The 14,683-nt window shown below is 68.9% G+C and carries 12 protein-coding genes and 1 pseudogene; 2 read left to right on the top strand and 11 right to left on the bottom strand.

All coding sequences use genetic code 11. The annotated features are described in order from the left end of the window. Positions 1-70 precede the first annotated feature (70 nt). Complete coding sequence (locus ACXYX3_RS10430; protein ID WP_241207876.1) at positions 71-607, top strand: DUF3000 domain-containing protein; 537 nt, start codon at positions 71-73, stop codon at positions 605-607. Positions 608-611: 4 nt separating this feature from the next. Next, positions 612-1,883 (top strand): HRDC domain-containing protein, encoded by a 1,272-nt coding sequence (locus ACXYX3_RS10425; RefSeq protein ID WP_458611630.1) that lies wholly within the window; start codon positions 612-614, stop codon positions 1,881-1,883. Here ACXYX3_RS10425 and ACXYX3_RS10420 read toward each other — a convergent pair. The 11 genes and pseudogenes from ACXYX3_RS10420 to ACXYX3_RS10370 form a co-directional block, all read right to left on the bottom strand. Further along, positions 1,867-2,773 (bottom strand): annotated as a pseudogene (locus ACXYX3_RS10420) (alpha/beta fold hydrolase). The gene ACXYX3_RS10425 and the pseudogene ACXYX3_RS10420 sit on opposite strands and share 17 nt — an antisense overlap. Positions 2,774-2,794: 21 nt before the next feature. Then, positions 2,795-4,957, bottom strand: a complete 2,163-nt coding sequence (locus ACXYX3_RS10415) for a thiamine pyrophosphate-dependent enzyme (RefSeq protein ID WP_458611629.1) — start codon at positions 4,955-4,957, stop codon at positions 2,795-2,797. A gap of 16 nt (positions 4,958-4,973) precedes the next feature. Next, entirely contained in the window at positions 4,974-6,167 is a 1,194-nt protein-coding gene (locus ACXYX3_RS10410) for an acyl-CoA dehydrogenase family protein (protein ID WP_458611628.1), read from the bottom strand. 27 nt (positions 6,168-6,194) lie between these two features. After that, entirely contained in the window at positions 6,195-7,430 is a 1,236-nt protein-coding gene (locus ACXYX3_RS10405) for an amidohydrolase family protein (protein ID WP_458611627.1), read from the bottom strand. Then, positions 7,427-8,542, bottom strand: coding sequence for an FUSC family protein (locus tag ACXYX3_RS10400; RefSeq protein ID WP_458611626.1), 1,116 nt, complete (start codon positions 8,540-8,542; stop codon positions 7,427-7,429). The genes ACXYX3_RS10405 and ACXYX3_RS10400 overlap by 4 nt, the downstream gene beginning before the upstream one ends. Beyond that, positions 8,532-9,047, bottom strand: a complete 516-nt coding sequence (locus tag ACXYX3_RS10395) for a (2Fe-2S)-binding protein (protein WP_458611625.1) — start codon at positions 9,045-9,047, stop codon at positions 8,532-8,534. Before ACXYX3_RS10395 ends, ACXYX3_RS10400 begins: the two co-directional genes overlap by 11 nt. Then, on the bottom strand, positions 9,034-9,909 hold the full coding sequence (locus ACXYX3_RS10390) for an FAD binding domain-containing protein (RefSeq protein ID WP_458611624.1): 876 nt from the start codon (positions 9,907-9,909) through the stop codon (positions 9,034-9,036). The genes ACXYX3_RS10395 and ACXYX3_RS10390 overlap by 14 nt, the downstream gene beginning before the upstream one ends. Continuing rightward, the gene (locus ACXYX3_RS10385; protein WP_458611623.1) at positions 9,906-12,230 is read right to left on the bottom strand and encodes a xanthine dehydrogenase family protein molybdopterin-binding subunit; all 2,325 of its coding nucleotides are present in this window, start codon (positions 12,228-12,230) and stop codon (positions 9,906-9,908) included. Before ACXYX3_RS10385 ends, ACXYX3_RS10390 begins: the two co-directional genes overlap by 4 nt. Then, on the bottom strand, positions 12,227-13,021 hold the full coding sequence (locus ACXYX3_RS10380) for an ABC transporter permease (RefSeq protein WP_458611622.1): 795 nt from the start codon (positions 13,019-13,021) through the stop codon (positions 12,227-12,229). Before ACXYX3_RS10380 ends, ACXYX3_RS10385 begins: the two co-directional genes overlap by 4 nt. Beyond that, complete coding sequence (locus ACXYX3_RS10375; RefSeq protein ID WP_241207863.1) at positions 13,018-13,869, bottom strand: ABC transporter permease; 852 nt, start codon at positions 13,867-13,869, stop codon at positions 13,018-13,020. The genes ACXYX3_RS10380 and ACXYX3_RS10375 overlap by 4 nt, the downstream gene beginning before the upstream one ends. Continuing rightward, a complete protein-coding gene (locus ACXYX3_RS10370) occupies positions 13,866-14,666 on the bottom strand; it encodes an ABC transporter ATP-binding protein (RefSeq protein ID WP_241207862.1) in 801 nt (266 codons plus the stop codon). The genes ACXYX3_RS10375 and ACXYX3_RS10370 overlap by 4 nt, the downstream gene beginning before the upstream one ends. Between the last annotated feature and the right edge of the window lie 17 nt (positions 14,667-14,683).

The raw sequence follows: 14,683 nt of genomic DNA, 5'->3' as shown, positions 1-14,683 counted from the left end.
TGAAAATGGACTAGCGTCGATCGGCGTGACCTCCGCCGAACCGGCTCAATTCCGTGAAGCGGTGGCGGCGATGAACGCCACCACCGTGCGGCAGGAGATCGAGCTGGGCCCGATCCGGCCTCCGCAGCGCCTCGCCCCCTTCAGCTACGCCCTGGGCGCCGAGGTCAAGCACGCCGACGCGGCGGTCATCCCGGAGCGCTCCGACGGCGACGCCTTCGGCCGGCTCATTCTGCTGCACGATCCCGAGGGCGCCGACGCATGGGACGGCACGATGCGGCTGGTCGCCTACATCCAGGCCGACCTGGATTCCACCGAGGCCGTCGACCCGCTGCTGCCCGAGGTGGCGTGGAGCTGGCTGGTGGAGGCACTCGCCGAGCGAGCTGATGAGTACACCGCTCTCGGCGGCACCGTCACCGCGACGACGTCGGTGCGGTACGGCGACATCTCCGGGCCACCGCGGGCCCACCAACTGGAGCTGCGCGCCTCGTGGACCGCCACCAACCTGGAGCTGGGGCCGCACGTCGAGGCGTTCTGCGAGGTGCTCGAACACGCCGCAGGCCTGCCGCCGGCCGGGGTGACCGACCTGGGTTCGCGCACTCGCGCCTGATTCGATGGCCGAACCCGACACCGGCGACCTCCCGCCGGACACCGAAGCGTCTGCCACACCGCTGCTGAGCCCCCGCGAGGGAGTCCCGGACGTCTCCGCCAGCCGCAGCGAAATCGCCCGCGCCGCAGACCTTCTCGCATCCGGCTCCGGCGCGTTTGCCGTCGATGCCGAGCGTGCGTCGGGCTTCCGGTACTCCAACCGCGCGTATCTGGTGCAGATCCGGCGCGCGGGCGCGGGCACGGTGCTGATCGATCCCGTCAGCCACGGCGGGGATTCGGTCGACGTGCTCGCCCCGGTGGCACAGGTGCTCTCCGAGGACCAGTGGATCCTGCATGCCGCCGATCAGGATCTGCCCTGCCTGGCCGAGATCGGATTGCAGCCCCCGTCGCTGTACGACACGGAACTCGCGGGGCGGCTGGCCAACCTCGAGCGGGTGAACCTCGCCTCGATGGTGCAGCAACTGCTCGGCCTGGCCCTGACCAAGGGGCACGGCGCCGCGGACTGGTCGAAGCGGCCACTGCCCGACGACTGGTTGAACTACGCCGCCCTCGACGTCGAGGTGTTGATCGAGTTGCGCGACGCGATCGACGAGCAGCTCACCGCGCACGGCAAAGACGACTGGGCCAGGCAGGAGTTCGAGTATCTGCGGACAGCCGAGAGCGCACCGACCCGACGCGACCGCTGGCGGCGCACCTCCGGAATCCACAAGGTCCGCGATCCGCGGGCACTGGCCGCGGTGCGCGAACTGTGGCTGACCCGCGACCAGATCGCCCGCCGCCGTGACATCGCCCCGGGCCGCATCCTGCCCGACAGCGCGATCGTCAATGCGGCCACCGCCGACCCCGACACGGTCGAGAAGCTCACTGCGCTCCCGATCTTCGGCGGGGCCCGGCAGCGGCGCAACGCCGGCGTCTGGCTCGATGCGTTGGCACGGGCCCGCAGCGCCGATCCGCCGTCGTCGCAGGAGCCCTCCAACGGCCCGCCACCCGCGTCACGATGGGCCCGCCGCAAACCCGAGGCCGCGGCCCGTCTCGAGGCGGCGCGCGCCGCCATGACCGAACTGGCTCAACGGGTTTCCGTGCCACCGGAGAACCTGCTCTCCCCTGACATCGTGCGACGGCTCTGCTGGGACTGGGTCGCCATGGGAGACGCGGACGAGACGGCGGCCGCGGTGGAAACGTTCCTCGAGTCGACGGCCGCCCGACCCTGGCAGCGCGAGCTGACGGTGCCGGTGCTGACCGCGGCGTTGACGAACGCGCCTACCGACTCGCCATGACGCCCTCGACGTGGTCGAGGAAATGCCGCAGCACCGCCTCGGGTGCCTCGATCTGCGGCCAGTGTCCGATGTCGTCGGCGAGCATCACCACGTCGGCGTCGGGGACGACCTCGGCGTAGCGACGGGCCATGTGCGCGCCGGAGTTCGGATCGACGGGTCCGTCGATCAATCGCATCGGCACCGAGGTCTCTCGCATCGCGCGCACCCAGCGGTTGCCGGTGTGTGCGGCGGTCGTCGAGGAACCCGCCGACCTTGTGCAGCACCCGCTTGCCGTCGTTGTACTCCAGGATCTGATGGAAGGTCTGCATCATCTCGCGCGTCGGTGTGGTGTTCGGTCCGAACATCTCGTTGATGGTCGGCTCCAGGATGCGGCGCGAGAGCGCACTGCCCTGGAGCGGACTCATCAAGTCGCCGAGCGGCGTTCCCGACATCAGCTTCTGCATCACGCGGGGTGTGTAGGCCTCGGCGAACAGTCCGCCGTTCAGCCAGGTGATCGACTCGATGGTCCAGGCGCCGTCGGCCTGCTCGTCGAACACGTTGCGCGCCAACAACTCCTGGGCCACCGAGTCGCCCAGGTCATGGGCCAAGACGTGAGCCGACCGCACGCCGAGATCGGCCAGCAGCGCCTCGTGCATGTCGGCGTGGTCGTGCACCGAGTAGCGATAGGCCGACGGCTTGGCGGAGAAACCCATGCCCATCATGTCCGGCGCGACGACGCGGAACCGCGCCGTCAGCGCGGGCCAGAGTGCGGCCCAGTCATAGCTGTTGAACGGGTAGCCGTGTACCAGCAGCAGCGTGGGTCCCTGTCCCTCGCAGCGGTAGAACACGTCGAAGCCGAGGTAGTCGAAGAACTTTCCTCGTGCTCGCCACTGCGCAAGGTCTGCGTTCACCCGTCCAGCGTAACGAGGCCGCTAGCGGGGACTTTCGGCGACACGAAGCGCCGCTGCCTCGATCGTGTCCTCGTCGAGGAGCACATGCAGCGCGGCATCACCGAGTGGAATGAAGCTGTCGTGACTGGCGACCCGGGCCAGCGCCCCGGTGTAGCCGTGGTCGACGAGCGCGGTGACGACGCCCTCGCTCACGCCGCCACTGCGGCGTGTCTCGTCCACCACGAGCACCCGGCCGGTCGCCTCCGCCGCCGCGAGCATGTCGGCCAACGGAAGTGGCGCCAACCACCGCAGATCGACCACGCGCACCGCGATGTCGCGCGCAGCCAACCGGCGGGCCACCCGCAGGCTCATCGGGACCCCGTTGCCGAACGTCAGGATGGTCAGGTCGTCCCCGTCACCGTAGGTGCGGGCCTCGCCGATCGGTGTGACGGCACCGTGGTCGGGCGCCAGCCAGAGGTCGTCGCCGTCCTCGTACAGATCACGGGTGTGATAGAGGGCGATCGGCTCGAGGAACAGACACACCACGCCTGCGGCCCGCGCGGCGGTGACGCAGGACCGCAGCATCGCCGCCGCGTCGTCGGGCCGCGCCGGAGAGGCGATCACCACACCGGGCAGGTCCCGGATCGCGGTGATCGAGTCGTCGTTGTGGAAGTGCCCGCCGAAGCCCTTCTGATAGCCGTAGCCGGCGATCCGCACCACCATCGGGTTGCGGTATTGCCGGTCGGAGAAGAACTGCAGTGTCGCGCCCTCGCCCCGGATCTGGTCCGCGGCGTTGTGTAGATACGCCAGGTATTGGATCTCCGGAATGGGCATCAGGCCCGAAACCCCGGCGCCCAGCGCCAAGCCGAGGATCGACTGCTCGTCGAGCAGCGTGTCGAACACCCGCGCCCGACCGGCGGCGGCCTGCAGGCCTCGGGTCACGCCGTAGACACCGCCCTTGCGCCCGACGTCCTCACCGAAAACCACCGCCTCCGGATGCTCGACGAGCACGCCCTTGAGCGCACGGTTGATCGCCTGCGCCACCGTCAGCGGCGTCTCGCCCGGCTCGTGACTCTTCTCCCCGGCGGCCCGCGTCGCCGTCACCGCGTCGTCGAGAGCGGTGCGCAACGGTGCCATCACCGCGGCGGCGCTGTCCAGCTGCGGAAGCTCGGCGACCTCGGCGGCCAGGGAGAGCACCGTTGCCCGCTTGGCCTCATAGGAGTCCAGAACCTGCTGCGGGGTGAGGATTCCCGCATCGATCAATGCGCGGGCCGCACACAGCACGGGGTCGCGCGCGTAGTCCGCGGAGATCTCGTCGGGTCGGCGATAGCCGGGCTCGTAGTCCGACCCCGCATGACCCATCAAGCGCACCGTGCGCAGATGGAGAAACGCCGGACGCCGTTGTGTCCGCACGTAGTCCGCTGCCTGCGCGGTGACGGTCAGCACCTCCGCCAGATCGGCTCCGTCAGCGCTGAAGTAGCGCAGGTCGGGGCGGTCACGGTAGGTCCGGGCGATCCAACCCTGTGGCGTCTTGACGCTGATACCGATCCCGTTGTCCTCGCACACGAACAGCAGCGGCAGCGGGACGCCCTGATAGGCGGTGTGCATCGCGGCATTGATCGCGCCGACCGCCGTGGAGTGGTTCGCCGAGGCATCCCCGAAGCTGCACACCGCCACGGCGTCGGCGGGCCATCGACTCCCGACCCCCAGCTTCCGGGCGCGGGCCACCGAGAACGCCACACCCAGTGCGCGCGGCAGATGTGAGGCGATGGTGGAGGTCTGCGGTATGACATGGAGGTCGTAGCGGCCGAACACCTTGTGCCGCCCGCCGGAGATCGGCTCCTCGGTCGCGGCGACCAGGCCGAGCAGCACGTCGCGCAGTGGATCGCTGCCGTCGACCTGGCCGGCGCGGGACAGGAAGAAACCGCCCGAGCGGTAGTGCAGCAGCGCTGGATCGCTCGGACGCAACGCCGCGGCTACGGCGGCATTGCTCTCGTGCCCCGCCGACCCGATCGTGTAGAAGCCCCTGCCTTGGGAACGCAGCCAGCGGGCAGCGAGGTCGAGGTGCCTGCTGCCGAGCTGCGCGTCGAACACGGCCAGGTAGAGTTCTGGTGGAACACCCTGCAGCACAACGGGGTTCGCGGTCTCCGGCGCGGTCAGGGCCGAGACGGCGGTGGTGAAGTGTTCGTCGATGGGTTCAGCCACTGCGACTCCCGGACCCTCAGCGGAACGCGGCGGTACCGGTGAGGGCCTGCCCGATCATCAGAGTATGCATCTCGCTGGTGCCCTCATAGGTCAGCACGGACTCCAGATTGTTGGCGTGGCGCATCACCGGGTACTCGCCGGTGATGCCGCTGGCGCCCAGCACGGTGCGCGCCGTGCGGGCGATCGCGATGGCTTCCCGCACGTTGTTCAGCTTGCCCAGGCTGACCTCCTCGGGACGCAGCCCGGTGGCGTCCTTGGCGCGTCCGAGATGCAGGGCGAGCAGGAACCCCTTGCCGTATTCGAGTGTCATGTCCGCGAGTTTCTGCTGAGTCAACTGGAACCCGCCGATGGGGCGGTCGAACTGCATCCGGGACTGGGCGTAGGTCAGCGCCGCCTCGAGACAATCCCTGGCCGCGCCGATCGCCCCGAACACGATCCCGAAGCGAGCCTCGTTCAGGCAGCTCAGCGGGGCCCGCAGGCTGGTGGCCTCCGGCAGCCGCGCACTGTCGGGCAGTCGCACCCCCTCGAGCACCAACTCGCTGGTCACCGACGCCCGCAACGACATCTTGGACTTGATGGTGTGCGCGGTGAAACCCGGCGTGTCGGTGGGCACGGCGAATCCGCGCACACCGTCCTCGGTGCGCGCCCACACGATCGCGACATCGGCCACCGAGCCGTTGGTGATCCACATCTTGGTGCCGTCGAGCACCCAGTCCCCACCCGATCGGACCGCGCGGGTGCGCATTCCGGCGGGGTTGGAGCCGAAGTCGGGTTCGGTCAACCCGAAACAGCCGATCGCACGTCCGGCCGCCATGTCGGGCAACCACTGCTGCTTCTGCTCGTCGCTTCCGAACGCGTGCAGCGCGAACATCGCCAGCGAGCCCTGGACGCTGACCAGGGATCGGATGCCTGAATCGCCGGCTTCGAGCTCGAGGCACGCGAGTCCGTAGGCGACCGCCGAGGTGCCCGCGCACCCGTAGCCCTGCAGGTGCATGCCGAGCAGACCGAGGTCGCCGAGCTCCACGGCGAGTTCGCGGACCGGAAGCTCTCCCTCCTCGTACCAGGTCGCGATCTCGGGGGCTATCCGGCTCTTCACCAGGGCGCGCACGCTATCGCGGATCTGGCGTTCCTCGTCGTCGAGCAGGCCGTCGACGCGGAGCAGGACGTCGGGTGTCGTGGGACCGGCGTCGACGGTGGGCGGTCGGGTCATGGTGTCTCCTCGGGATCGTCGTGGGGTTCAGCAGCAGCCGGACGCGTGCGCCCCGACGGGGGCCGGCCGGACGGACTCACGCCGCGGCGCCGCACCGTGCCATGTCACCGAACGACTCGGCGGCGGTGTCTGCTCACTGCGGGTCGAGACCAGTGGGATGCCGTCGACGAGCACGGTGGCGATGCCGGGCAGGTCGCCGAGCGCGAAGGACTCGAGCGCATCGGTGGCCGTCGAACCGGTGATCGGGCCCAGCACGACGAGGTCGGCGGGCATTCCCTCGGCGATGACGCCGGTGTCCAATCCGTGTGCGCGCGCGGTCTGGCCGGTGGCGGCTGCGACGGCCGAGAGCGGGTCGACACCACACACCGAGGCGAGATAGCAGATGTTGCGCAGCATGCCGCGCGGGATCACACCCGTCCCACCCGGCGTGTCGGTGCCGAGTGTGAGACGGTCCAGCCGGCCGAGCCGGGTGAGCTCACCGGTGACCACCGTGGTGGCGCGATAGTTGTTGGAACTGCACACTTCCACGTGCGTGTCGGGAAGGCCGCCGATGATCGCGGTGATGTCGGCGTCCGGAGGTGGGATCGGCCCGCCCGAGATGTGGCCGACCACGTCGGGTCCGACCGCCATCACCACGTCGGCCCCTGCCACCCGGCTCGAACCCGACCGGGAGACGCCGCCCGAGTGCAGTTTGACGGTCATCCCCCGCTCGTGCGCCCATTGCACGTACCGCTGAGCTTCGCCGTCGCCCAGACGATTCCAGTCGTAGAAGATGAACTTCAGTTGGTCGATGCCTTCGCGGGCAGCTCGGTCGAAATGTTCCTCCGTCATGCCGGGCACGAGCAGCACCGTGCCTGCGTTGACCTTGACGCCCGATGGACGCATGCGGCCCGTGGTGTGCTTGGAGGTGATCGCGATGCTCAGCACGAGTTCCGGGGTCAGCGCGTCGAACGCGAGCCCTGGGATGTGGAGCTCACCCGCGGACACCATCGATGTCGTGCCGCCGTGCAGATAGTTGTGGATCCAGCCGACGGCGTCCTGCGCGGGGGTCCACTCCCCGAACGTCGGGTGAACGTGTCCGTCGACCAGGCCGGGCATCACCGTCAGACCGCCGGCACTGAGCACCTGATCGGGCGCAACCGCACTGACCCCGATACCCGCGATGGTGCCGTCCTCGATGAGCAGGGTGGTGTCACGTATCGGCGTGACGGTGCGCTCACCATGAACCAGGAGGCCGATGTCCTCCACGAGCAATGTCGTCACCGCATCCTCCTCGATCGCCTTTCGTATACAGTATCCGACTCCGGAGGTCCGGGGAAATCCGGAGCTGTCATCCGAGAACCGTTGCGTCGCAACGCAGGAAGACCGAAGACCACCATGATCACGATCAATGCCCCGGCGACGTTCATCGCCAGCCGGACGCCACCCTCGTACCACGGGAACAGCCGCGGATATTCGCTGACCATCAGCAGCACCGGCGGACCGGTCACCGCCCACCACGTGTAGTTGACCGGCCGCAGGGCCATCGCCAGAGTGAAGAGCACCACCGCGACCACTGCGATCACCGACAGCGACGGGTGCGACCCCAGCACGACAGCCGCGATGAGAGCGCCCGCGGTGTTCCCGGAGAGCCGTTGCGCCAACCGCATTCCGGTGTCGGCAGCAGCCGGCTGAACCGTGAGCAGGACACTGGTGACCAGCCAGTGTCCACCCACCAGCTCGTCAGGTAGCAGGCCGGCGAGCGACACGGCGATCAGCACGGCGACGGCGACCCGGACCGCATGGGGCAACCGCTCCCGCCACGTCACCCGCGCCGCACCTGTTGGAAGCATCCGATCGCGCCCGCGAACGATCCTCACGAGTTCGGTGCACACGAACCATGCCGCCCAGGCCGCGGCCACGACCGCCGCCCCCGTCAGATACGGCAGCACAGCGTCGACGGTGACGCCCCCGGCGTGGGGTCTGTCCGCAGCGATGAGCACGACCGCCAGCCCGGCGGTCGGGCCGACCCGCGCCAGGAGCGCACCGCCGGTCGCGCACATCACGACGGCGAGTCCGTAAGCGGCCGGGTGGCCCACGGTGGCGACCGCGAACACCGCCCCGACGGTCATCGCGGAAGCGCGGATCACCAATATTTGCAATGCTTCTCGCCAGCTCACCGGCAGAAAGGGAACGGCGGTCAACACTACGCCGAGCGCGACGGCCGAACCGCGTTCCGGGTGTCCTGTCGCGGCGGTCACCGCGAGGACCGCGCCGAGCGCGGCGGCCAGCGACACGGCCATCCCCCATCGGCTGGACCCGACCGGCTGGAACATCTCGGCGACGTAGGACCGGCGGGCCCGCGCCGGCGTGGGAGCGTGGTTGTCAGTCCGCACGGTCAGGACAATCCGCCGACTCGGCGGCATCCAGCACGGCCGACACGATGCCCTGGTATCCGGTGCATCGACAGATGTTGCCCGACAACGCCTCGCGGACCGCATCGGCTGTCAGCGGCTTCTCCGCATCGGGATCCCGCAGCAGTTCCACCGCGCTCACCAGGAAGCCGGGGGTGCAGAACCCGCACTGCAGACCGCCGCGGGCGCAGAACGCCTCACGTAGCCGCGCGGCTTCCTCGAACTGGTCGAGCCCTTCGACCGTGTCCACCCGTTGGCCGTCCACCTGCACCGCCAACGTCAAGCAGGCGCGGGCCGAGCGACCGTCGATGAACACCGAGCACGCGCCGCAGACACCGTGCTCACACCCCAGATGTGTTCCTGTCAAGGACAATTCGTCACGCAGGAAGTCTGCCAAGGTGAGCCGCGAGGGCACCGCGCGCCGCACCAGCCTGCCGTTGACCGTCAGCGAGATCGTGACCGGCGACGTCGCGTCATTCCCCGCCATGAGCCTGCACCTTTTCCGCCGCCCGTCGCGCTGCCGTGCCCATCGCCTCGGTGAGCGCCGCCGTGCACAGCCGGCGCGCATAGTCGGCGTCGTCGGTGACGAATTCCGTGTCGGCCGCCCACTGCTGCGCCAGCTGGTGGTACACCGCGTCGGTCGGCCGGTGGCCGACGGCCTCGGGTGCGGTGAACAGCACCGGCCGGTCGGCGACACTGAGCACGCCCGCCCGAAGCGAGTCGATGCGGCCGTCCGCTCCCAGACTCATCACGCATCCGGCGCCGGCCAGACCGTAATCGCCGTGCTGACGCGCGTATTCGACGAATCCCCAACCCTGAGTGGGCCGATCGGCCGGGATCGAGACCCAGGTGATCATCTCGTCGGGTTCCAACGCGCTCGTGTAGAACGACACGAACATGTTCTCGGCGGGCACCCGGCGGCGTCCCCGCACGGAGTCCACGTGGAAGGTGGCGCCGAGAACCACGGTGGCCAAGGGCATCTCGGCGGCGGGATCGGCGTGGGCCACCGAACCCCCCACGGTGCCACGATTGCGGATGCCGATGTGCCCGATGTAGCGCGCGGCATCGGCCAGCAGCGGAGTTCGCGCCTTGATCAACGGGTCCGTCTCCACGGTTCGGTGGGTGACCAACGCACCCAGGACGAGGTCGTCGGTGTCGTCGAACACCCGACTCAGCTCCGTGAGCCGGCCGATGTCGATCACGGCCGACGGACGAGCCAAGCGCAGGTTCATCAACGTCAGCAGTGACTGGCCCCCCGCGAGCAGCTTCGCCTCGGGATCGGCGGCCATCAACTCCAACGCCTCGGACACCGAATCGGGCCGGTGATAGACGAATTCGGCCGGCTTCACGACGCCGCTCCCGCAAGCGCGCGGCACAGGTCGGCGCTGCTGATCGGCGTCGTCGTGACCCGGTGCTCGCCGCCCACCGCGGCATCGACGGCCGCGGCGACCGCCGCGTACACCGCGATCGTGCCGCTCTCCCCCGCCCCGCGGACGCCGAGAGGGTTGCTCGGTGTCTCCACGTGCAGGTGCCTGACCTGAACCGGAGGTACATCCGTCGTCAACGGCAGATGGTAGGCGGCGAACGTGGTCGACGTCGGCTCACCCGACGGTGCGTACCGCCAGGACTCGAACAGCGTCCCGCCGATGCCCTGCGCGACTCCCCCCAGGATCTGACCCTCGACGATCCGGGGGTTGATCTCGCGGCCGCCTTCGTGGGACACGGCGTAGCGCAACACCTTCACGATTCCGGTACGCCGGTGGACACCGACGATCACCGCATGCACACCCATGGTCCACGTGACCGTGGGCACCCGGTACACCGTGGTGACGTCGAGCGGAACGGCCCCCTCGGCAGCGCCCCCGATCGCTGCCGCGCCGGCGAGTTCATCCCAACCCACCACGTCGGTGCCGGCGACGAATCGGCCTCGCGCGTACTCCGCACGCGGCACACCGAGGACGTCGGCCGCGCGTCGCTGCGACGTCTCAATCAGCTCGCGGCAGGCCTGGTGTACCGCCGATCCGGCCAGGACGGCCGACCGGCTGGCGAAGGTTCCCACACCGTCGTGGAGGCGTTCGGTGTCGCAGCCCACGTATCTCACCTGCGACAGCGGCACCTCCAGAGCGTCCGCGGCCACCTGAGCGAACACCGTCTCGTGGCCTTGGCCGGCCGATGCCGCGCCCGCGGTCACTTCGAAGTCGCCGCTGGGCAGCAACCGGACCCGAGCCGTCTCGTGCGGGCCCCGCCCGGTCGCCTCCAGATAGCAGGACAACCCGAACCCGATGCGGTGGTCGGGATGGGCCGCGGCGCACACGCTCATCTCGGCTTGCGGCAGCGCGTCGAGCACCGATTCCAGGCAAACCGCGTAATCCCCGCCGTCGTAGGCGATCGGTACGCCGTCGCGGTACGGGATCGGCCGGGGGTAGGGCATGTCGGCGGCGGTCAGCAGGTTGCGCCGGCGGATCTCGGCGATGGAGAGGCCCAGGGCGGCGGCGGCCGCGTCGAGACTGCGCTCGAGGGAGAAGGTCGCCTCGGGCCGCCCCGCGCCGCGGTACTGCGCGACGAGCGTCTTGTTCGTCAGCGCCGCCCTCCCGCTGATGTGGGCCGCTGGGATTCGGTAGGGCCCCAGCAGGTGGACGGCCGTATTGGCGACGATGCCGGCCACCCACAGACTTCCGGCACCGATGTCGACGACGAAGTCGGCCTCCCACGCGAGGATTCGGCCCTCGGCGTCCACGGCCAGGCGCGTCCGGTGAACCTGGTCGCGGGCCTGGGCACTGGCGACCAGGTGCTCCGCGCGGTCCTCGACCCAGATCACCCGCCGACCGGTCCGCTCGGCGAGGACGGCCATCACGATCTCCTCGCCGTACACGTTGGCCTTGGTGCCGAAGCCGCCGCCGACATCGGGCACCGACACGACCACCTGCGTGCGATCCCAACCGGTGACCGCGCAGATCGCGTTGCGCACCATGTGCGGCACCTGCGTGGAGGTGGCCACCTCGACACGGCGCCGCTGTGGGTCGACATACGCCAGCACGCCCCGGCACTCGAGCGGCACCGCCCCGTGCCGCTCCATCCGGTACTCGCCCTCGACGACGCGATGCGCGGTCGCGAACGCGTGCTCCGGATCGCCGAACGAGTACTCCAGGCGAGCCGCCTCGTTACCGCAGAGGTGCTCGAACAGCACAGGACTCGTTGCCTGCAATGCGCTTTCGGCATCGACGACAACGGGCAGCGGGTCGTAGCCCACCTCGACACACTCGGCGGCATCTTCGGCCTGGTAACGGTCGTCGGCGACGACGACCGCGATGGGCTGACCGACATAGTGAACCCGCTGGTCGGCCAGGATCGCCAGGCGCTGTTCGGCGAGTCGCAGCGATGTCGCCGCGGTGAAGTCGGGGTCGGGTGTGGTCAGTGCCGGGATCGCGGCGCCCGCCAGACCGAGATCGGCAGCGAGGAACACGCCGTGCACACCGGGCATCGCGGCCGCGGCGGCGACATCGACGCCGGTGATCCTCGCATGGGCCTGGTTCGATCGGACGAAGACCACGTGCTGGGCACCCGCGGCACGATCGGCGAGGAAACGTCCCTTACCGCCGAGCATGCGGTCGTCTTCCCGACGGCGCACCGAGTCGCCGATGTACCCCCGCTCAGACCGTGCAGAACTCAATGGATTCGCTTCTCCCACTGCCACAGCGCAATCGAGATCACGAACGAGATGGTGATCAGCAGCATGATGGTGGCGACCATCGATGGATAGTCGCCATGGCTGTACGCCTGGAGCACCACCCGGCCCAGTCCCCGCTTCGTCGCGAAGAACTCCGAGAGCACGACGCCGACGACAGCAAGACTGACCGCGAGCCGGATACCGGTCAGCAGGGGACGGCGGATCGCCGGAAAGATGATGTGCACCAGCATCTGCCAGGGATTGGCCTGCACCGATCGCGCCAGCTTCCAATACACGCGGGGGATCTCCTGCACCCCGGTGGACACGTTGATGAGCACCGGGAACAGCGCGAACAACACCCCCATCACGACCTTGGAGCCCGACAGGCTGAAGATCGGCAACAGCACCGGATACAGCACGATCTTGGGAATGCCGTTGAGCATGATCAACAGCGGTTCGAACGCGGTCCGCAACCGCGCCGACAGCCCCAGCAGCAGGCCCGTTCCGCCGCCGATCGCCGTGCCGATCACGAAGGCCAGCGCCACCGACTGCGCGGTGACCTGCAGATCGAACAGGTACGCCGGATCGGAGAGGTTCGCGGCAGCGACGCGCAGCGTGTGCAGCGGGGACGGGATCACGAACGTCAACCCCGACATGACCTGCCACGCGACCGCGATGAACACCGCGACCAGGCTGGCCCCGACGAACTGATTGGTCAGCAGCGCGCGAAGCGAGAACCCTGGGGTGGCGGGCACTTTCGCGTCAGCCTCGCGAGCGGGCAGGGTGGCCGTCATGCGTTCCTCCCGCGCAGCAGCAGCCGCTCGGCAGCGGCGAGCAGGATCGTCAGCAGACACGACAGCAGCAGGACCATCACGATGTAGGCGTACATGCCGGTGTTGTCGAAGATCTCGTACAGGTAGCGGATCCGGTAACCCAGCCCGGCCTGCGCGGTGGTGAACTCCATCGCGATGGTGCCGATCAACGCGTACACCACGGCCAGCCGGAGCCCGGCGACGATGTAGGGGCCGGCGGCGGGCACGGCGATGGCGAACAGCGTCTGGCGCGGCGACGCCTTGAGCGAGCGGGCCAGCTTCAGATACACCGCCGGCATCTGGTTCAGGCCGACGGCGGTGTTGAGTGCCATGGGGATGGCGGCCATGATCGTGGCCAAGATGACCACCGACATCGCGTTGATGCCGACCAGCACGATCATCACCGGGTAGAACAGCACCAGCGGCACCGCGTAGAACGACACCAGATAGGGCTCGAAGACCCGGCCGAGCAGCGGCACCTTCCAGAACAGGAGTCCGGCGCCGAAACCCAGCAGACACCCGAACACGATCGACACCGCGACCTCGAACCCGGTGCGCTGAGCGTCGACCCAGAATTGCTGTTCGGTCAGCAGCTCGGCCAGCGCGCCGAAAATCACTGACGGGGCGGGCAACACGTGATCGTTCCACCAGCCCGCGCGTGAACCGACCTCGGTTCCGACGACGAACACGAGGACGAGACCGAGCGTCGACAGTGAGCTGAGGGCCCATCGCGGTAGGCGTCGGCGACCCGAGGTCGAGGTGGCCGGCGTGCCGTGGGTGGGCATGCTGTCGGTCGGCAGGTCGTCGGTCGCGGTGAACGATGCCGTCACGTGGCCGCCGCCTCTTGTTGCTTGAACCCGCGCATCGACTCGGCCTGCAGGGAGGTCCAGATCCGGTTCTGCAGTTCGTTGAACCGGGGGGTCGACACCATGCCCGCATCCCGCTCTGCGGGCAGGTCGATGTCGACGACGTCGAGAATCGTGCCGGGGCGGTAGGACATCACCCAGACCTGTTGGGAGAGCAGGATCGCCTCGGCGATGTCGTGCGTGACGAACATGATCGTCTGTTTGGTTCGCGCCCAGATCTGACGTACTTCAGCGCCGAGGAACAGCCGGGTCTGCTGGTCCAGCGCGGCGAACGGCTCGTCCATCAGCACGACCTCGGGCTGCACCGCGAGCGTGCGGGCCAGCGCCACCCGCTGCCGCATACCCCCGGACAATGTTGCAGGATAGGACTTCTCGAACCCGCTGAGCCCGACCAGGGCAATCGCCTCGGCCGCTCGCTTGCGCCGAGCGTCCTTGGGCGTGCCGATCATCTCCATTGCGAACCTGACGTTCTCCTCGACGGTGCGCCACGGCAGTGTGGAGTCCTCCTGGAACACCACGCCGATCTTGGGGTCGGGACCGGTGACCTGCCGTCCGCCAACGCTGACCGTTCCTGTGGTCGCCTTCTGCAGGCCGGCCACCACCGCGAGCAACGTGGACTTACCGCATCCGCTCGGTCCGACGATGGAGACGAAGCTCGAGTGCGGCACGCTCTGGTTGATGTCGGTGACGGCGGTGACCCGGCGCGCAGGCGTGTCGAACACCACCGACACACCGTTCATCTCGATGCCTGAAGAATTCATGGCGCTACCTCTGCGAT

It is taken from the genome of Mycobacterium sp. Panama NTM2 (assembly GCF_054355555.1).
Note: the sequence above shows the minus strand (reverse complement) of the source record. Positions and strands in the feature narration are given on the sequence as shown.

Coding starts and splice junctions, on each gene's coding strand:
- ACXYX3_RS10430 (WP_241207876.1), top strand. CDS start 71: ATGAACGCCACCACCGTGCGGCAGGAGATCGAGCTGGGCCCGATCCGG.
- ACXYX3_RS10425 (WP_458611630.1), top strand. CDS start 612: ATGGCCGAACCCGACACCGGCGACCTCCCGCCGGACACCGAAGCGTCT.
- ACXYX3_RS10410 (WP_458611628.1), bottom strand. CDS start 6,167: ATGACCCGACCGCCCACCGTCGACGCCGGTCCCACGACACCCGACGTC.
- ACXYX3_RS10395 (WP_458611625.1), bottom strand. CDS start 9,047: ATGGCGGGGAATGACGCGACGTCGCCGGTCACGATCTCGCTGACGGTC.
- ACXYX3_RS10380 (WP_458611622.1), bottom strand. CDS start 13,021: ATGACGGCCACCCTGCCCGCTCGCGAGGCTGACGCGAAAGTGCCCGCC.
- ACXYX3_RS10370 (WP_241207862.1), bottom strand. CDS start 14,666: ATGAATTCTTCAGGCATCGAGATGAACGGTGTGTCGGTGGTGTTCGAC.